This window comes from Bradyrhizobium sp. NP1, from assembly GCF_030378205.1.
In the GTDB taxonomy this organism is placed as follows: domain Bacteria; phylum Pseudomonadota; class Alphaproteobacteria; order Rhizobiales; family Xanthobacteraceae; genus Bradyrhizobium.
The window spans coordinates 4,179,547-4,197,799 of sequence record NZ_CP127385.1; the positions used below are offsets into that span (position 1 = coordinate 4,179,547).

Here is an 18,253-nt window from a genome sequence, read left to right on the forward strand (position 1 = left end):
CGGTGCTGGTCATGTCCGCGTCTCCAGCCAGCGCTGCGCGGTTGCGATCGCCAGCTCACGCAGGCGCTCGTCGGGAATCTCCTCGATCGCCTCGCCCACGAACGCCTGGATCAGGAGCGCCTGCGCTTCCTTCTCAGGAAGGCCGCGGGCGCGCAGGTAGAACAGCAGGCTGTCGTCGAGCGCACCGGCAGTCGCGCCGTGGCCGCAGGTGACGTCGTCGGCAAAGATTTCGAGCTCCGGCTTGTTGTCGGCTTCCGCCTCGTCCGACAGCAGCAGCGCCCGCGTCATCATCTTGCCGTCGGTCTTCTGCGCGTCGGGACGCACGATGATGCGGCCCTGGAACACCGAATGGGCGCGATCGTCGATCACGGCACGGAAATTCTCGCGGCTCGTGCAATGCGGCACCGCGTGGTCCACGACCAGCGTCGTGTCGCCGTGCTGCTTGCCGTTCAACAGATTGACGCCGTTGGCCGTGAGCTCGGAGCCTTCGCCCGCGAACGTGACAAATCCCTGGAACCGGCTGACCGCGCCGCCGCTCGTCATGTTGAACAGTTTGATCTGCGCCCTGGCGCCCGCCGTGATGATGCCCGAGGTGACGTTCACCGCGTCAGTGGCATCAGCCATTAGCCGGACATGCGCCAGCTCCGCGCCATCGCCGATCCAGATGATCACGGCGTCATTGACCTGATAGCCCTTGGCGCCCTCGGCAGCGACGAAGCTTTCCACGAACGTCGCTCGCGAGCCCTTGCCGAACTTCAGATGCGAACGCGTCACGATCGATGCGGAAGCGCTGGTTGCGACGTGAATGATCTGGATTGGCCGCTCGAGCGTCACGCCGTCGGCGACGCCGACCACGACGCCGTCGGTGGCGAGCGCGGCGTTGAGCGAAAGCATCGGATCGCTCTGCTCGGTGACGAGCAGATCGGCACGCGCCTCATTGGCCTCCTTCTCAAGAACCTCGCGCAACGAGCGCACGCTGATTGCCTTGTCCGCGTCGGACAGCGTGGGTACGAACTGGCCGTCGACCAGCACCAGCTTGGCCGTCCCCTCGATCGCATGCGCGGCCAGTGCCGCCTTGGCCCGCGCCAGCGCCGCCGCATCGGGCGCGGCCGCAAGCGGCAGCACGTCGCGCATCAGCATGCGCAGGTCGGTGTATTTCCATTCCTCGATCCGCCGGTGCGGCAGGCCGGTGCGCTCGAAGGCCTCGAAGGCCTGGCGGCGCACCTCGGCCACCCTGCCCGTGCCGGGCAGCCGGCCATGCGCCGCTGCGAAGGCGCGCGCCGCAGCCGATGGGGTATCGGTTTTTGCCAAAGCGATGTTCATCGCAAGATCCGTCTTCCTGTCAGGCCGCGTCCTCGAACTGGGCGTAGCCGGATTCCTCCAGCTCCAGCGCCAGCTCCTTGCCGCCGCTCTTGACCACGCGGCCTTTCGACATCACGTGCACGAAGTCGGGCACGATGTAGTTGAGCAGCCGCTGGTAATGCGTGATGACGACCATGCCGCGGTCGGCCGAACGCAGCGCATTGACGCCGTCGGCGGCGATCCGGAGCGCGTCGATGTCGAGGCCGGAATCCATTTCGTCGAGGATACACAGGCTCGGCTCGAACAGCGCCATCTGCAGCACCTCGTTGCGCTTCTTCTCGCCGCCGGAGAAGCCGACATTGACGCCGCGCTTGAGCATGTCCTGCGGGATGTTCAGGGATTTGGCGACCTCTCGGACCTTCTTCAGGAACTCCGGCGCCATCAGTTCCCCTTCGCCGCGCGCCTTGCGCTGGGCGTTGTAGGCCGTACGCAGGAAATTCATGGTGGTGACGCCGGGAATTTCCACGGGATACTGGAAGGCGAGAAACACGCCACTGGCAGCGCGCTCGTCGGGCGCCATCGCCAGCAGGTCTTCGCCCTTGAACAGGATTTCCCCCTCTGTGACCTCGTAGCCGGGCTTGCCGGCGATCACGTGGGAGAGCGTCGACTTGCCGGAGCCGTTCGGCCCCATGATCGCATGCACCTCGCCCTTGTTTACGGTCAGCGACAATCCATGCAGGATCTCGCGATCCTCGACGCGGACGTGCAGGTCTTTCACTTCAAGCAATGCCATCATCTTCTTCCGTTGTTTCCTCGCACCTCGGGAGCGCCGGAGGCGCGTCTCGAAGGACGTGGCACGCAAATTCTTCCTCTCATTCTTCGAGACGGCGCGCTTGCGCGACCTCCTCAGGATGAGGACCTATCCCACTGAACCCTCGAGGCTGATCGAGATCAGCTTCTGCGCTTCCACCGCGAACTCCATCGGCAGTTGCTGCAGCACGTCTTTCACGAAGCCGTTGACGACGAGGCCGACGGCTTCTTCCTGTGACAGGCCGCGCTGCGTGCAATAGAACAGCACGTCCTCCGAGATTTTCGAGGTGGTCGCCTCGTGCTCGAAGGTCGCCGAAGAGTTCTTGGCTTCTATATAGGGCACGGTGTGCGCCCCGCACTTGTCACCGATCAGGAGCGAGTCGCAGGCGGTGAAGTTGCGGGCGTTGGTGGCTTTCCGGTGCGCAGTGACGAGACCGCGATAGGTGTTCTGCGATTTTCCGGCCGCGATGCCCTTGGAGATGATGCGGCTCGTCGTGTTCTTGCCGAGGTGCAGCATCTTGGTGCCGGAATCGACCTGCTGGAAACCGTTCGAGATCGCGATCGAATAGAATTCGCCGCGAGAATTGTCGCCGCGCAGGATGCAGCTTGGATATTTCCAGGTGATCGCCGAGCCGGTCTCGACCTGGGTCCAGGAGATCTTGGAATTGTTGCCGCGGCAGTCGCCACGCTTGGTGACGAAATTGTAGATGCCGCCCTTGCCTTCGGAGTTGCCCGGATACCAGTTCTGCACGGTCGAGTACTTGATCTCGGCGTCGTCGAGGGCGACCAGCTCGACCACGGCGGCGTGCAGCTGGTTCTCGTCGCGCTGCGGCGCAGTGCAGCCTTCGAGATAGGAGACGTAAGACCCCTTGTCGGCGATGATCAGCGTGCGCTCGAACTGGCCGGTGTTGCGCTCATTGATGCGGAAATAGGTCGAGAGCTCCATCGGGCAGCGCACGCCGGGCGGCACATAGACGAAGGAGCCGTCTGAGAATACCGCGGAGTTCAGCGTCGCGAAAAAATTGTCCGAGGTCGGCACGACCGAGCCGAGATACTTCTTCACGAGCTCGGGATGCTCGCGGATCGCCTCCGAAATCGGCATGAAGATCACGCCGGCCTTCATCAGTTCATCCTTGAAGGTGGTGGCGACCGAAACCGAATCGAACACAGCGTCAACGGCGATCCTGCGCTCGCCTTCGGGCCTGACCACGCCCTCGAGCACTTCGACCTCGCGCAGGGGAATGCCGAGCTTCTCGTAGGTCTTGAGGATTTCGGGATCGATCTCGTCCAGCGAACCGACCTGCTTCTTCGGCTTTGGCGCCGAGTAGTAATAGAGCTCCTGGTAATCGATCCGGGGATAGTCGACGCGCGCCCAGGTCGGCTCGGTCATGGTCAGCCAGCGGCGATAGGCTTCCAGCCGCCACTCCAGCATCCAGGCCGGCTCGTTCTTTTTGGCTGAGATAAAGCGGATCGTATCCTCCGACAGGCCCTTCGGGGCCTTGTCGGATTCGATCAGCGTCTCGAACCCATAGCGGTATTGGTCGACGTCGATACGCCTGACGCGTTCGACCGTCTCTTGTACGGCTGGCATTTAATCCTCCGCTCGCGGTTTCAAGGACCGCGGTGGATCGGTTCCAAAAAGCTCGGCGCGTTGCCAACGAAACCCGCTTAGAACCGTTCAAGCAGTGTTTCGTCCTCCCCTCTAAGTAGGGTATTGGCGAGCTTTCGCCAAGCCTGAACGCATAAATCGACGTCCGCTTCCTGCGTGGACCAGCCCAGACTGAGCCGCACCGCTCCCTGGGCCAGGGCGGAACCGACCCCCATGGCCTTCAGCACGTGGGAGGGCTGCACTTTGCCGGAGGAACAGGCCGAACCTGAGGAAACCGCGATCCCCTCGAGGTCGAAGCCGATTACGGCGGTTTCAGCCTTCAGTCCCGGGGCTGCGAACAAAGTGGTATTGGGCAGCCGGGGTCCGTCGGCTGAGAAGATGATGAGCCCCTTCGTCTCGCGCAAGCCGGCCTCAAGCCGGTTCCGCAGGGCCTCCAGGCGGCGCTCCTCAGCCGGCAGCGCGGCCATCGCCGCCTTCATCGCGGCCGCGAACCCCGCAATCCCTGCCACATTCTCGGTGCCGGCACGCCGCCCGAACTCCTGGCCGCCACCGCGCAGCAGCGGTTCGAGGCCGGCAAGGCCTTCGCGGAAGATGGCAGCGCCAACGCCCTTGGGCCCGCCGATCTTGTGTGCCGATAGAGTGACAATATCTGCCCATATCTCATTGATATTGAACGGTATTTTACCTAGCGCCTGGATCGCGTCGACATGCAGCAGCGATCCCGCCTCATGTGCGATGTCAGCCACTTCAGAGATTGGCTGAAGCGCGCCGGTCTCGTTATTGGCCGCCATGACCGATACCAGCGCCGGCGGGCCGGCCGAGAGCGCCGCGCGCAAGCGATCGAGGTCGAGATGCCCCGACGGCGTCACACCGATCGCCATGATCGCTTCCCGCGCAAAGCGCCCGCCCGACAGCACCGATGGATGTTCGATCGCCGAAAGCACAAGCCGCTCCACCGGCGCGCCGGCAGGCGTGCGAAGCCCCGGGGTGAGCGCCAGCGCGTTGGCCTCGGTGCCACCCGAGGTGAACACTGCATTGCGAGCCGAAGCCCCGACCGCGCCGGCGACCGCGGCCCGCGCCTCCTCGACCAGATGGCGGGCGCGGCGGCCCTCGGCGTGGACTGACGACGGATTGCCGACCAGCCCGAGCGCCGCAGCCATCGCGTCGCGCGCCTCGGGGCGAAGCGGCGTGGTCGCGTTCCAGTCGAAGTAGAGTCTTTCAGCCATTGCGCACGATATTACCCGAAAACCGTCCGCGATCTGCGGAGAACCATGCCCCGCCGTCCCGGCGCCTTATGACACGTGGCGATGGCCCCGTCGCGTTCAAAACCCGCGTCTAACTTCTTGAACGCCCAGCCATATGTTCAAGATGCTTGCTTTTTGCCCCTCGCTCCATGCTAGAACGCGGCCGCTAATTCACACCGGGCGCCGTTCGTACGATCCGCCCAACGATGCCGATCACCCTTCGTCTCGCGATGGCTCGGCTGAACCAGCCAGATCGAGCCGGCACAAATCGGTCGATGATCTCAAGGGATCCCAATGCCTGAAGTCATTTTCACCGGCCCGGCAGGCCGTCTCGAAGGCCGTTACCATCCGGCCAAGCAGAAGAACGCGCCGATCGCCATGATCCTGCATCCACATCCGCAATTTCACGGCACGATGAATCACCAGATCGTCTATCAGTGCTATTACGCCTTCGCCCATCGCGGGTTCTCGGTGCTGCGCTTCAACTTCCGCGGCGTCGGCCGCAGCCAGGGCTCGTTCGATCACGGCAGTGGCGAGTTGTCGGACGCGGCGTCCGCGCTCGACTGGGCGCAGACCATCAACCCCGAGGCGCGCGCCTGCTGGGTCGCGGGCTTCTCGTTCGGCGCCTGGATCGGCATGCAGCTCCTGATGCGCCGTCCGGAGGTCGAGGGCTTCATCTCGATCGCGCCACCCGCCAACCTCTACGACTTCTCCTTCCTCGCGCCCTGCCCGTCCTCCGGGCTGATCGTGCATGGCGAGAAGGATGCGGTGGTGCCGCCCAAGGACGTCAACACGCTGGTCGAGAAGCTGAAGACGCAGAAGGGCATCGTGATCGATCAACAGGTGATTCCGGGCGCCAACCATTTCTTCGACGGCAAGCTCGAGCCGCTGATGGAGACGATCACCGCCTATCTCGACATGCGGCTCGCCAACGTGCGCTAGCGGCCTACGCGGCGGCGCGGGCCTGCAGCCCTGAAATCCACGAATTGCGCCGCTTCAGGAAATCCGCAAGCAGCGCCGGATAGTCGGGACTGACCGCCGATTTGACCGACGGCCGGGAAGCGAGTGTCGCGCGCCAGCGCGCAAGCTTCGGCTTGCCGGCTAGGATGCCGAAATCACCGATTTGGTCGAACACGTCGAAATAGCGGAACACCGGGCCGAACACAGCATCGACCAGCGAGAAATTTTCCCCATCGAACCAGGGCGAAGCCGCGACGCGTGCCTCCAGGCGCGCGAATTTCTGCGCGAGCTGCGACGCCTTCGTCCTGAACGCGGCCTCGTCGGGAGCCGTGTAGAGGCCTGCGATGTCGTTGAGGACGGCTGAGCCGAATTCGATCCAGCCGCGATGCTCGGCGCGGCGCAACGGATCGGCAGGATGCAGCGGCCTTGCTTGCGTCTCCTCCAGATATTCGAGGATGACGGCGGATTCGAAGATCGGGGTGTCGCCGACCACAAGCACCGGCGTCTTGCCCAGCGGCGACAGCTTCAGGAACCAGTCCGGCTTGTTGGCGAGGTCGATATCGACGCGCTCGAACGGAACGCCTTTCTCGGTGAGCGCGATCACGGCGCGCTGCACATAGGGGCAAAGCTTGTGGCTGATCAGTTTCAGGGCTGCGGCCATGGCACGCCTCGTCATTCCATGCAGATGCATCCAAATTAGATGCAATTGCATGAATCGTCAAGGTGTCCGCTCGGTATCCGTTTTCGGCTTGAAGTCTGCCGCGTCGATTGATGGAAGCCGGACGGACCTCAAATCGGCCGCTGCTAGGGCCTTGCGATGACACCTCCGGTCATCGGCATCGGCACGCCCGTGGTGGCGGGGTAGCTGAGCGGCAGGCCTTTCAGGCCGCGCGCGGCAAGGAAGCCGAAGGCCTGCGCCTCGATCGCGTCGGCCGCCCAGCCCAGCGCCTCGGCGGCCTCGACCGGCGCGGGATCGAGCCGCTCGCGCAGCATGCGGAGCATGGTGAGGTTGCGGGCACCGCCGCCCGCGACGATCCAGCTCCTCGGCACTTTCGGCAGATGGGTCACGATCCGCGCGATGGCTTCGGCGGTGAACGCGGTCAAGGTCGCCGCACCATCGGCCGGCTTCCTGTTGCCGAGGCTGAGGGCTGCGAAGTCGTTGCGGTCGAGCGATTTCGGCGGCGGGGCCGCAAAGAATGGCAGTTCGAGCGCGCGGCGGATCCAGGCAACATCGACCATGCCCTGCGCCGCCAGCCTTCCCTCGCAGTCGTAGGGCTGGCCGGCCACGCGGAAGATGTAGTCGTCGATCAGCGCGTTGCCGGGCCCGGTGTCGCAGGCGATCAGGGCATCGTCGCCGTCGATATAGGTGATGTTGGAGACGCCGCCGATGTTAACCACGACGACGGGCCCCTCGCGGTCGAGCGATTGCGCCAGCGCGCGGTGATAGACCGGCACGAAGGGCGCGCCCTGGCCGCCGGCGGCGACGTCGGCGGCGCGGAAATCATGCATGACCGGGATATGGATCGCTTTCGCCAGCGCGGCCGCATCGCCGATCTGCACGGTGAGCCTGCGCTCGGGCCGGTGCAGCACGGTCTGGCCATGGAAGCCGACGATGTCGATGTGCTCGGCCGTGATGCGATGCTGGGCCTGGAAGGCGGCGACCGCTTCCGCATGGGCCACCGTGACGGCCCGCTCGGCCTCGCGCAGCACGCCCGGCCGCGCGTCGCGCTGCGACAGATCGACGGCGGCGGTCAGCGCCTGGCGAAGAAGATGGCGTTCCTGGTCGGTATAGGGCCGGTAACCGGACGGGCCGAAGGATTTCACCCGCTTGCCGTCGGTTTCGAGCATGGCGACGTCGACCCCATCGAGCGAGGTGCCGCTCATCAGTCCGATCGTCGTCAACATCATAGCGATCGCGCCTCTGACGCTCTGCCTACCCTGCTCCCTGTGTCATCCAGCTTGTGCCAAACAAGCACATCTTATAATGCCACAGCGCGCAGCCCGGCGGCAGCCAGTTCCGGCCAAAGTTCTGGAATTAGATGCAAATACCGTAAAACAAGAATGACCCGGTATCCCGAATACGACATTCGCACGATGGCGCGGCACGTTCGCCAGCGAATGTCGTATTCGCGAGAATACCGGCAAATCTATGATTCTGGTGTGGTTTCGGTCCAGAAGTTCGTTTGACGAACCCCGAAGCCGTGCTGAAGAGAGCTTCCGAACCATCAGGTCCAAGACAAATGACTGCATTTAAATCTGATTTTCTGAATGTGTTGCAGAGCCGGGGCTTCATTCAGCAGATCTCGGACCCCGAATCGCTTGATGCGCTGGCGCACAAGCGCGAGCTCGTCGCCTATATCGGCTTCGACTGCACCGCGCCCTCCCTGCATGTCGGCTCGATGGTGCAGATCATGTGCCTGTACTGGCTGCAGCAGACCGGCAACAAGCCGATCGCGCTGATGGGCGGCGGCACCACGCGCGTCGGCGATCCCTCCGGCAAGGACGAGACCCGCAAGATCCTCTCGATCGAGGAGATCGACCGCAACAAGGCCGGCATCAATCAGGTGTTCTCGCACTTCCTCAGCTTCGGCGAGGGCAAGAGCGACGCGGTGATGCCCGACAACGCCGAATGGCTGACGAAGCTGAACTGGATCGAGATGCTGCGCGACATCGGCCGGCATTTCTCCGTCAACCGCATGCTCGCAATGGACTCGGTGAAGCTGCGGCTCGAACGCGACCAGGAGATGAGCTTCATCGAGTTCAACTACATGATCCTGCAGGCCTACGACTATGTCGTGCTCAACAGACGCTACGATTGCCGGCTGCAGATGGGCGGCTCCGACCAGTGGGGCAACATCGTCAACGGCATCGACCTCGGCCGCCGCATGGGCACGCCGCAGCTCCACGCGCTGACCACGCCGCTGATCACGACCGCCTCGGGCGAGAAGATGGGCAAGACCGCAAGCGGCGCGGTCTGGCTCAACGCCGACATGAAGAGCCCGTACGAATACTGGCAGTTCTGGCGCAACACCGAAGACGCCGACGTCCCGCGCTTCCTGAAACTGTTCACGACGCTGCCGCTCGCCGAAATCGAAAAGCTGGCCGCGCTCAAGGGCGCCGAGATCAACGAGGCCAAGAAGGCGCTCGCGGATGCGGCGACCACGCTGCTGCATGGCGCCGACGCCGCGCGGCAGGCGGCGGAAACCGCGCGCCAGACCTTTGAGGAAGGCGCGATCGCAACGAACCTGCCGACGGTGGAAATTCCGCGCGGCGAACTTGAATCGGGCAGCGGCGTGCTGACGCTGTTCGTCAAGGCCGGGCTTGTCGCCTCCAATGGCGAGGCGCGGCGCCAGATCAAGGGCGGCGGCCTGCGCGTCAACGACAGCCCCGTCACCGACGAGAAGATGCTGCTGACGGCGGCCGATCTCACCACCGAGGGCGTGATCAAGCTGTCGCTTGGCAAGAAGCGCCACGTCCTCATCCGGCCCGCATAGGCTTATTCGCTTTTGGCGCTTGCGGGAGTTGTGGAAACGCGGCTCCCTCTTCCGGATGGATCAGACGACTTCGAAGCCGCCGCCGGGCGAGGAGGCATTGGCGCATCCGGCAAAGCCGGCGCGCACGGCGCTCAACGTGCTCGCACTGTGCTTTGCGCTGTCGGTGCTCGGCCGCGGGCTAGGCGAAAGCTTTACGGTCTTCCTCAAGCCGATCGCGCAGGACTTCGGCTGGGACCGCGCCCAGGTGGTTTCGGTCTATTCGCTGATCTGGTTTGCCGGCGGGCTGACCGCGCCGCTGATCGGCCGCCTGTTCGACCATTCAGGTCCGCGCGCCGTCTATTCACTCGGCATAATGATGATCGGCGCGGCGTTCCTGGCTGCCGCGCATGCGTCGTCGCTCTGGCATTTCCAGCTCAGCGTCGGACTTGCGGTCGGCATCGGGATCGCGCTGATCGGCAACGTGCCGAACTCGATCCTGCTCGGCCGCTGGTTCGGCCCGCGGCTGCCGACCGCGATGGCCGTGGTCTATTCCGCGACCGGCGCCGGCGTGCTGGTGCTGCTGCCGGCGTCGCAGATCCTGATCGATCATTTTGGCTGGCGCGGCGCCTATCAGATCTTCGGATTTTGCGCGCTCGCACTGCTTGTTCCGCTCTGGCTGCTGCCGTGGCGGCTGTTCTCGGGCGGCTCGCCGCACGTCGTCAGGAAGGCCGACGCCGATCTCGCGGGCGAAGGCTGGACGCTCCTCAGCGCGATGCGGCACCACGCCTTCTGGGCGGTGTTTGCGACCTTCTTCTTCACCGCGGTCGGCATGTTCGCGATCTCGGCGCAGATCGTCGCCTACCTGATCGATGCCGGCTTTGCGCCGCTTGAGGCCGCAACCGCCTGGGGATTTTCCGGCGTGGTGCTGCTGTTCGGCATGCTCGGCGTCACCCAGCTCGACAGCCTGATCGGGCGCAGGCCATCGGTCCTCATCAGCTACGCAATCTCGATTGTCGGCATCCTGCTGCTCTGGCTTTTGCAGTTCCACCCGAATTTCTGGATTCTCACCGCCTTCGTCGTCACCTTCGGCAGCATGATCGGTTCGCGCGGGCCGCTCCTGACTGCAACGGCGATGAAGATCTTTCGGGGAAAACGCGTCGGGACCATCTACGGCATGATCTCGGTCGGCGGTGGGCTCGGATCGGCGCTCGGCTCGTGGAGCGGCGGCCTGATCCACGACCTCAGCCACAGCTACAATCCCGTGATCGCATTCTCGCTTGTAAGCGTGATCCTCGGGATGATTCCGTTTTTGGTCGTGCCGGCGCTGCGGCGCTGAAACGTCACCGCGCGGCGTGTTTGGGCGCGGCGATCGCCGTCAATTGTTCGGCGTCGGGAATTCGGTCGGGTTGTACTGCTTGCCGGTGTTGAACTCCATGACCTTGCGCGTCACGCCGGGCAAGATCGCCGAAATCGGGTTGACCCGAAACACCGGCTGTCCGGGACTGCCGACGACTTCATAGGTCACGCCGAACAGGCCTTCATTGCTGCCACCGCCGAGGACCAGGCCAATGACCGGCAGCTGACCGAACATGTTGTTCAGGCCGTACAAAGGAACGATCGTGCCGCTCATGCGCACCTGATTGGCGACGTAGTCGATGGTCCCCTCGATCGTCAGCCCGATGGTCGGGCCTTTCACCACGCCTTCCCGGATCGCAAGCTGGCCGCTTTGCCGGCTGAATTCCGCGCGCAGCGCCGAGAACGAGACGCCGTTCTGCACGCCGACGGGGCCGCCGGCGGCGACGCGGTCAAGCGCGCCCTCGCCCTTCACCGAAAAATCGCGGACGTTGATCAGGCCGTCCTTGGCGCTGGGCTCGACGGTCGGCGGCTCCATGGCGAGGTTGAGCTGGCCGCCGATCATCTTGGAATAGGTGTCGGTGAAGCGGAAGAAGGCGCCGGCGTCGTTGGTCTGCAGCACGATGACATCGCGCCCCTGGCCCTGGCCGCGGCCCCGGAAGTCGGCGGTGACGGTCGTGTCGCGCCCGATCTTGCCGTTCAGCGCAAAATTCCTGAACACGCCGCCGCGGCGTGAGAGCTTGACGTCGGCACTGCGCACCGCCTCGCCGTTGAAGCCAGCGACCGCGCCGAGCTTGAGATCGACGTCGAGGTCGACGTTCTTCATCTTGTTCTTGCTGTCGGCATCCTTGCTCGGGCTGCCCGAGATCGCCGACCTGAGGAAGCCGCGGCCGTCGAACACGTCGCCGCGCATGACAACCCGCACCACGCCGTCGGCGCCGCGCTCGGCCTTGAGCGAGCTCTTGTCGCCCTCGGAAGGCGCATAGGTCGGGAAGTTCGCGTTCATGAGGTCGCCGTTCTGGTCGACCTCGAGCGAGCCCTTGATCGAGACGCCGCCGCCCTCGATGACGATGTCCTCGAAACGCGTCGATTGCGCCTTCGGCACCACGTTGAAGGTGGCACGCCCGGATTTGCCGGGGACCTTGACCCAGCCCGGCAGGATGTTGTCGAGCTTCAGCGCCGTGAGATCGGCCTCGATGCCCATGCGGGTATCGCGATCGCCGCTGGAGATCTTGCCGGTCAGCTTGATCGGGATCGCGCCGGAGACCGCAGGCCCGAGATCGAGCCCGAGCCGCGCGCGGCTCGCATCATCCAGCGTCGCCTGCAACTTCACGTCGGCATCGCCCTCGGCCGGCTTGCGGTAGTCGAGCGCGCAGACCTGCCCGTTGATCTTGACGTCACCCTTGACCTGATAACCCTGGTTGTTGGCGACCACCTTGAGCGTGTTCGCCTCGAGCTTCTGGTTCATCACCAGCTTGTCGGCGGCGAAGCCGTTGAGATCGGCCGATATCGCGTAAGAGGTGTCCGCCTTGGTCAGCTCGCGCTTGACCGGCAGGCCGAGATTGACCGTCGCGGTGACGTTGCCCTTGCTGTTGTTGGGATCCACCAGCGTGCCGGCGAATTCGCTGAGGCGGTCGGAGGCGAGAATTTCTGCTGCCGCCGGAACCGGGCCGTCGATCCGGAACTTGACCTTGGCGGGCGAAGGCTTCGGCGCCATGTCGGGCACTTCGAACGAGAAATCGGAAATCGTCAGCTTGCGGCCGGCGGGGGTGTCGGCGATCCCCTGCCCGATCGTCACGCTCGCCGTGCGCCCGGTGACGTGCGCGCGCAGATCCGCGTCGCGCACGGAGGGCATCTCGTCGACGGGGCGCACCGTCACACCGCTCGCCACGATGTTGACCGCAAGCCCGTCGTCCGGAATCGGCGGACCCTTGCGGGAAAGGTTGCGCACCGGCGAGTTGACGCCGACCTCGATGCGCTGCACCGCGCCGCGCTCGATGCGGTCGATCACCCATTCGCGCACCTCGGGCACGATCAGCGTCGGCCACATGCGCTTCAGCGCGGACGCGTTCATCGGCGTGCCCGCGAAGCCTAGCTGCAGCCGCGCTTCGCCGGCATAGTCGATGCTGCCGGTGCCGGCGACGCCGATCTCTCCGTTGCTGATGTCGGCCTGCGTCAGCGTCACCCGCTTGTGGTCGGTGTCGAAGCGGAAACCGACCGCGATACGGTTGAAGATCAGCGGCGGCTCGTTGTCGATTCCGCCGAGCATGATGGTGCCGCCGGAGAAGCCGAGCTGCCAGTCAGTGACATTGTCGTTCGGCGGTTCGAGATGGGCGAGCAGCGTGACGCGGTTGGGGCCGGAGACGACCTTGAACGGCGCGACCAGCACCCGCCGCCCGGAATCCCACTCGACGCTCAGCTCGGCGGAATCGATCGCCATCGGATAATCGGGCGTGTCGCTGTCGATGATGTTGCCGCTGCCCGCCGTGAGCTTGCCGCGGAAATAGGTCGGCAGGCCGTCACGGCCGAGTTCGCCCTTCAGCTCGCCGGACAGCGGCAGGTCGGCGCTGTAGGTCAGGTCCTTCAGCCGCAGCGCCAGCAGGATGTTCGAGGTGGAGACCTTGTCGGCGCGGATGTCGACCGAGCGCACGCCGTTCTCCGGCGGACCGACGGTCACCCGCAGCGACCAGGGATGCGCGCCCTCCTCGCCCAGGCTCAGCGCCACGCCGCCGGCGCTCGGGCGCCGCAGGCTGAGGCTGATATTGTCGAAGGTCCATTTGTTGCCGCGCTGCTGGTCGTCGACGATCAGGTTGCCATTCTTCAGGCCGATCTCGTTGAGGTTCTGGCCGTCGAGCCCGGTGAGGCTCAGGCTGTCGAGCCAGTCGAGGCCGGCGAGCAGCCCACTTTGCGCACTGCCTGCCTGCGCGACGCCTGGCGGCGCTGCCGAAGGTGCAGGCGTAGCAACCGTCACAGGAGGTGCGCCCGGCCGCGGGAAGGTCGGCGGCAGGCCGGCGTCGCGCTTGGAGGCCACACCGGTCGCAAGCGGCTTGGCGGTATCGCCGGTATAGACGGTGACGTAGCCGTCCGGCGTGATCCGCACCGCGAGCTCGGCATCGACGAGGTTGAGGCTTTCGGCGCGCAGCCGACCCATCAGCAGCGCGGTGCCGGACAGCCTGACTTCCGCCTTCGGCGCGGTGGCCACCACGACGCGGTCGCGATCGCGCACCACGATATCGCGGATGCGCACCGCGATCCGGATGCGGCCCGCGCGCTCGATCTGCGTGCCGCCGACCTCGACGGTGTTGCCATGGCCGATATTGTCTTCGATCGCGGCGGCAAGCCACGGCGTCGCCATGTCGAGATTGATCGGGCCGGCGCCGAGCCGCCACCACAATGCGCCGAAGCAGCCGGCGAAAATGAGAAGCAGTGCCCCGAGCACAATGGCAAAACGTTTGACCCAGCGCTCGCCGGCGACCCAGCGCCGCATCGCCGCGCATTTGTCGCCGAAGCGGTGAAGGCCGTTGTCGGAGCGCGACAACAGACGCCGCGCCTGGTGACCAGCCGCGTCCTCACCTTCCTGGTCCCAATCGGCATCGTCCCAGTGCGAGCGCTGGGCGTCAACGCGCTGGATCGAGCCTCGGTTGGCTCCAGGGGTCGACGTATTCCTGGCCATTGCCTCTCGGTGCTGGCGTTCGTAGCAGGATCGATCGCCGCCACTGTTTCGTCCGTCGACGGGCGGCGGGCGATCCGAAGCCGGCATGACGGCCAATCCTCGATTTACCCCGTTGCTCATCGCAAGGCCCAACGGGCACATTCAACAAGCGGTCGGGAGGTGCGTCGAATTCCTCTAAACCATACTCTGCGGCCGTTGGGCTTGCCCAGCCGCGGGGCGCGAATCCCGCAAGCCGGACCACCCTTGCAATAGCCTAATGATTGATCCGCCGAAAGCGACGAAAGGAAGGCGTATGTCCAAGAAAACGCGCAAGAAATCCCCAAAAACATCCTCCGCGGGCCGAACGCCTGCGCGATCGCCGAAGCGGGCCAAGGCAAAGGCCGTAAAAACCACGGCCCGGGCGTCGGCCGGGCCAGCCAAGAGCGCACGTGGCAAAGCCTCCCACAGGGCTGCGTCGAAAGCGTTAAGGGTGGCTGCGGCGGCAAGCCGCAAGAGTCCCGCCAAGACTCAGACGAAGCCCGCTCCTGTCGGGCTTGCCGAGGGCACCAAAGCGCCGGCTTTCCGCCTCCCGCGCGATGGCGGCGGCACGGCTTCGCTGTCCGACTATGCCGGAAAGAAGCTGGTGCTGTTCTTCTACCCGCGCGCCAACACGCCCGGATGCACCAGGGAGGCGATCGACTTCACCCGGCTGAAGGGCGCCTTCGCCGAAGCGGGAACCGAGGTGCTCGGCATTTCCGCCGATTCCCTGAAGGCCCAGGAATCATTTCGCGACAAGCACAAGCTCGCGGTGCCTCTGATCTCGGATGAGAAGCACGAAATGCTCGAGGCCTACGGCGCCTGGGGAGAAAAATCGCTGTACGGCCGGACTTTCCTCGGAATCATTCGCACCACCGTCCTGATCGGCGCCGACGGCCGGATCATCCGGGTCTGGCGCAATGTCAGGGTCGACGGTCACGCCGACCAGGTGCTGGAGGCCGCGCGCGCTGCCTAGGGCATGATGCGGAAAAGTGGATACCGGTTTTCCGAAAACGTCATGCCGAGTCAAAATGCTAAAGCGCGATCAAGCTTTAATCTAAAGCCATCGCGCTTTAGGGCCCCATTTCCGGAAAATTAACCATGAATGGCTCAAATCGGCTGTACCATTTGAGCCGTACGGAACTCGTCTCCGACCGGCGCGGGAGTGCCGATGTCGAACCGTTCCGGTCAACACGCCGAGTATCACCAGCGCCACCCGCATGACCACGGCCGGCCGTTCCGCCCTCGGACGGCCGAGCCGCGCGGTTCAGCTTCGCGCGCGGCCGACGCGCAGGACGGCTACACCATCGCACATGCCGGAAAGCAGGTGCGGATCGGCCCGGTGCTGTTCTGGATCGTGGTCGGCACGGTGACGCTGCTCGGAATGTGGTCGGCGGCGACCGCGACCTATTTCGCCTTCCGCGACGACGTGCTGACGCGCCTGATCGCGCGCCAGGCCGAGATGCAATACGCCTATGAGGACCGCATCGCCGAGCTGCGCGCCAAGGTCGACCGCACCACGAGCCGCCAACTGCTCGACCAGGAGCAGTTCGACCAGAAGCTCGATCAGATCATGCGTCGCCAGACGGCGCTGGAATCGCGCGCCACCGCGCTTGGCGCCATGCCCGACGTCACCGGCTCGATCAAGATGCCCTCGCGTGGCGCCGCCGCCGAGCCGACGACAACCACGCCGAAGCCGTCGCCGATCAACGACACCGTGATCTTCGTGGCCCCGCCCGATCGCGAGGCCCGCCTGGAATCGCGGGCGCCGATCGTGGCGCAGCCCGCGCCGAACCGCTTTGCCAAGAATCAGGGCGTCGACAGCGCGCTGGTCCGCCTGCAGAACTCGCTCGATCAGGTCGAGAGCCGCCAGATGGCGGCGCTGAACGCCGCCGAGGACAGCATGGAATCGCGCGTGCGGCGCATGCGAGGCGTCATCAGCGACCTCGGCCTCGACCTCGCGCAACTGGAAGCCGCGACGCCGCGCGCACCGATGGGCGGCCCGTTCGTTCCGGTCAAGCTCGGCCCCGACGCCGGCGCGTTCGAGCGCCAGCTCTACCGCATCAACCTCACGCGCGCCCAGGTGGACCGGCTGAACCGCACGCTGGCGCTGGTGCCCTACCGCAAGCCCGTGGTCGGCGAAGTCGAATTCACGAGCGGCTTCGGCGTGCGCAGCGATCCGTTCCTCGGCCGCCCCGCGATGCATACCGGCCTCGATTTCCGAGCCGCCACCGGCGATCCCGTGCGCGCCACCGCCAACGGCAAGGTGGTGTCCTCAGGCTGGGCCGGCGGCTATGGCCGCATGGTCGAGGTCGATCATGGCAACGGCCTCTCGACGCGTTACGGCCATCTCTCCGAGATCAACGTCAAGGTTGGCGACATCGTGAAGATCGGCCAGGTGATCGGCGAGGTCGGCTCGACCGGCCGCTCGACCGGCCCGCATCTGCATTACGAGACGCGGATCGACGGCGAAGCGGTCGACCCGCAGAAATTCCTGCGCGCCGGCGTGCGGTTGAGCTCGGGCTAGTTGCCGATCTGGTGCCCGACCTCGCCGGTGATGACGTCGCCGAATAATTCCCAGGTCTCGCCATTGAAGCGCATCAGCTGCATCTGCTCGATCGGGAAATAATCATCGGGCGAGGTGTTGATGGTGATCCCCGGCAGCAGCATGTCGCTGGTGAAATCCTTCAGGTTGGCGGCCTGCTTCATGACGTTCTCGCGGGTGAGGTTGTCGCCGCACTGTTTCAGCACCTGCACCATCGCCTGCGATTCCACGTAGGCATAGGCGTTGTTGGCGTTGCTCTTGTCGCCGTCGGGATAATATTTGTCCATGAAGGCGCGCCACTTGTTCACGCCGGGATCGTCGTTCCAGCGCGGATCGGTCGGGTCCTTGAAGTAGGCCGTCGAGATGATGTCCTTGGCATTGTTCAGTCCGGCAGGCTTGAGCACGGACGCCACTGAGGTTGCGGTGTTAGCGAGGAAGAATTTCGGCTTCCAGCCGAGCTCGCCCACTTTCCGGATCGCCTGCGCCGATCCCTTCGGCGCCGCCCAGGAGAAGAAGATGTCGGCGCCGGAATCATGCAGCGCCACGATCTGGGAATCGATCGAGGGATCGCTCACCTCGTAGGACTTGTCGGCGATGATCATGCCGACCTTGTCGCCGAGCCCGTCGCGCAGCCCCTTCACCTGGTCCTTGCCGGCATCGTCGTTCTGCCAGAACACCGCGATCTTGCTGTCCGGGAAATGCTCCAGGATGTACTTCGCGTAGATCCGCCCCTCGCTCTGGTAATTGGGCTGAAAGCCCATGGTCCAGGGGAAATTCCGGGGATCGCCGAATTTGGTCGCGCCTGACGCCACGAAGAGCTGCGGCACCCGCTTGGCGTTCATGTATTTCATGATCGCGGAATTGGAGGGTGTGCCGAGCGGCTGGAAGATCAGGAGCACCTCGTCGCTCTCGACGAGCTTGCGCGCCTGCTCGATCGCCTTCGGGGGCGAATAGGCGTCGTCATAGGAGATGAAGTTGACCTTGCGGCCGTTGATGCCGCCTTCGGCGTTGATCATGGCGAAGAAAGCCGCCTCGGTCTTGCCGATCACGCCATAGGACGAGGCCGGCCCGCTATAGGGCATGATGTTGCCGATCCTGATCTCGGTATCGCTGGCGCCCGGGTCGTATTGCTTTTGCGCCGCGGCCGGCGTCATCAGCGCCGCAGCGGCGAGCGCGGTCAAGGCCATCCAGCATGAGGTGCGAGCCAGCATCGTTCCTCTCCCAGTACTTTTGTTGTTTTGCCGGAAGTGTCGCAACTGGCGCGGAGGC

General features: G+C 64.9%; 13 protein-coding genes. 5 read left to right on the forward strand and 8 right to left on the reverse strand.

The window, feature by feature from the left end; translation table 11 throughout:
* Positions 1-9: 9 nt before the first annotated feature.
* The 4 genes from sufD to QOU61_RS20190 all read right to left on the reverse strand — a co-directional run bounded on the left by sufD (position 10) and on the right by QOU61_RS20190 (position 4,947).
* Complete coding sequence (gene sufD / locus QOU61_RS20175; protein ID WP_289652954.1) at positions 10-1,323, reverse strand: Fe-S cluster assembly protein SufD; 1,314 nt, start codon at positions 1,321-1,323, stop codon at positions 10-12.
* A 19-nt stretch (positions 1,324-1,342) separates the two neighbouring features.
* Positions 1,343-2,095, reverse strand: a complete 753-nt coding sequence (gene sufC / locus QOU61_RS20180; RefSeq protein WP_289652955.1) for a Fe-S cluster assembly ATPase SufC — start codon at positions 2,093-2,095, stop codon at positions 1,343-1,345.
* A 126-nt stretch (positions 2,096-2,221) separates the two neighbouring features.
* Positions 2,222-3,703, reverse strand: a complete 1,482-nt coding sequence (gene sufB / locus QOU61_RS20185) for a Fe-S cluster assembly protein SufB (protein ID WP_289652956.1) — start codon at positions 3,701-3,703, stop codon at positions 2,222-2,224.
* Between the two features lie 77 nt (positions 3,704-3,780).
* Positions 3,781-4,947, reverse strand: coding sequence for a cysteine desulfurase family protein (locus tag QOU61_RS20190; RefSeq protein ID WP_289652957.1), 1,167 nt, complete (start codon positions 4,945-4,947; stop codon positions 3,781-3,783).
* 312 nt (positions 4,948-5,259) lie between these two features.
* On the opposite strand from QOU61_RS20190, the gene QOU61_RS20195 reads away from it, so the two are divergent.
* Positions 5,260-5,907, forward strand: coding sequence for an alpha/beta hydrolase (locus QOU61_RS20195; protein ID WP_289652958.1), 648 nt, complete (start codon positions 5,260-5,262; stop codon positions 5,905-5,907).
* A 4-nt stretch (positions 5,908-5,911) separates the two neighbouring features.
* On the opposite strand, the gene QOU61_RS20200 is transcribed toward QOU61_RS20195, so the two are convergent.
* Positions 5,912-6,586 carry a glutathione S-transferase family protein gene (locus QOU61_RS20200; RefSeq protein WP_289652959.1) on the reverse strand — a complete coding sequence of 225 codons (675 nt, stop codon included), beginning with the start codon at positions 6,584-6,586 and terminating at the stop codon, positions 5,912-5,914.
* A 143-nt stretch (positions 6,587-6,729) separates the two neighbouring features.
* Complete coding sequence (locus QOU61_RS20205) at positions 6,730-7,833, reverse strand: anhydro-N-acetylmuramic acid kinase (RefSeq protein WP_289652960.1); 1,104 nt, start codon at positions 7,831-7,833, stop codon at positions 6,730-6,732.
* 332 nt (positions 7,834-8,165) lie between these two features.
* Between QOU61_RS20205 and tyrS the strand changes: the two genes are divergently transcribed.
* Together tyrS and QOU61_RS20215 are read left to right on the forward strand one after the other, a co-directional pair.
* Positions 8,166-9,419, forward strand: coding sequence for a tyrosine--tRNA ligase (gene tyrS / locus QOU61_RS20210; RefSeq protein WP_289652961.1), 1,254 nt, complete (start codon positions 8,166-8,168; stop codon positions 9,417-9,419).
* Positions 9,420-9,474: 55 nt separating this feature from the next.
* Positions 9,475-10,734 (forward strand): MFS transporter, encoded by a 1,260-nt coding sequence (locus QOU61_RS20215; protein WP_289652962.1) that lies wholly within the window; start codon positions 9,475-9,477, stop codon positions 10,732-10,734.
* 39 nt (positions 10,735-10,773) lie between these two features.
* Here the strand turns inward: QOU61_RS20215 and QOU61_RS20220 are convergent, their stop codons facing one another.
* The gene (locus tag QOU61_RS20220) at positions 10,774-14,511 is read right to left on the reverse strand and encodes a YhdP family protein (RefSeq protein WP_289652963.1); all 3,738 of its coding nucleotides are present in this window, start codon (positions 14,509-14,511) and stop codon (positions 10,774-10,776) included.
* Between the two features lie 205 nt (positions 14,512-14,716).
* On the opposite strand from QOU61_RS20220, the gene QOU61_RS20225 reads away from it, so the two are divergent.
* Both QOU61_RS20225 and QOU61_RS20230 read left to right on the forward strand, forming a co-directional pair.
* A complete protein-coding gene (locus QOU61_RS20225) occupies positions 14,717-15,415 on the forward strand; it encodes a redoxin domain-containing protein (protein ID WP_289652964.1) in 699 nt (232 codons plus the stop codon).
* 195 nt (positions 15,416-15,610) lie between these two features.
* Positions 15,611-16,966: a M23 family metallopeptidase gene (locus QOU61_RS20230; RefSeq protein WP_289652965.1), complete on the forward strand. Its 1,356-nt coding sequence runs from the start codon at positions 15,611-15,613 to the stop codon at positions 16,964-16,966.
* On the opposite strand, the gene QOU61_RS20235 is transcribed toward QOU61_RS20230, so the two are convergent.
* Positions 16,963-18,195, reverse strand: a complete 1,233-nt coding sequence (locus QOU61_RS20235; protein WP_289652966.1) for an ABC transporter substrate-binding protein — start codon at positions 18,193-18,195, stop codon at positions 16,963-16,965. The two genes, QOU61_RS20230 and QOU61_RS20235, sit on opposite strands and share 4 nt — an antisense overlap.
* Between the last annotated feature and the right edge of the window lie 58 nt (positions 18,196-18,253).

Coding starts and splice junctions, on each gene's coding strand:
- QOU61_RS20200 (WP_289652959.1), bottom strand. CDS start 6,586: ATGGCCGCAGCCCTGAAACTGATCAGCCACAAGCTTTGCCCCTATGTG.
- QOU61_RS20190 (WP_289652957.1), bottom strand. CDS start 4,947: ATGGCTGAAAGACTCTACTTCGACTGGAACGCGACCACGCCGCTTCGC.
- QOU61_RS20195 (WP_289652958.1), top strand. CDS start 5,260: ATGCCTGAAGTCATTTTCACCGGCCCGGCAGGCCGTCTCGAAGGCCGT.
- QOU61_RS20230 (WP_289652965.1), top strand. CDS start 15,611: ATGTCGAACCGTTCCGGTCAACACGCCGAGTATCACCAGCGCCACCCG.
- QOU61_RS20235 (WP_289652966.1), bottom strand. CDS start 18,195: ATGCTGGCTCGCACCTCATGCTGGATGGCCTTGACCGCGCTCGCCGCT.
- sufC (WP_289652955.1), bottom strand. CDS start 2,095: ATGGCATTGCTTGAAGTGAAAGACCTGCACGTCCGCGTCGAGGATCGC.
- QOU61_RS20205 (WP_289652960.1), bottom strand. CDS start 7,833: ATGATGTTGACGACGATCGGACTGATGAGCGGCACCTCGCTCGATGGG.
- sufB (WP_289652956.1), bottom strand. CDS start 3,703: ATGCCAGCCGTACAAGAGACGGTCGAACGCGTCAGGCGTATCGACGTC.
- QOU61_RS20220 (WP_289652963.1), bottom strand. CDS start 14,511: ATGCCGGCTTCGGATCGCCCGCCGCCCGTCGACGGACGAAACAGTGGC.
- tyrS (WP_289652961.1), top strand. CDS start 8,166: ATGACTGCATTTAAATCTGATTTTCTGAATGTGTTGCAGAGCCGGGGC.
- QOU61_RS20225 (WP_289652964.1), top strand. CDS start 14,717: ATGTCCAAGAAAACGCGCAAGAAATCCCCAAAAACATCCTCCGCGGGC.
- sufD (WP_289652954.1), bottom strand. CDS start 1,323: ATGAACATCGCTTTGGCAAAAACCGATACCCCATCGGCTGCGGCGCGC.
- QOU61_RS20215 (WP_289652962.1), top strand. CDS start 9,475: ATGGATCAGACGACTTCGAAGCCGCCGCCGGGCGAGGAGGCATTGGCG.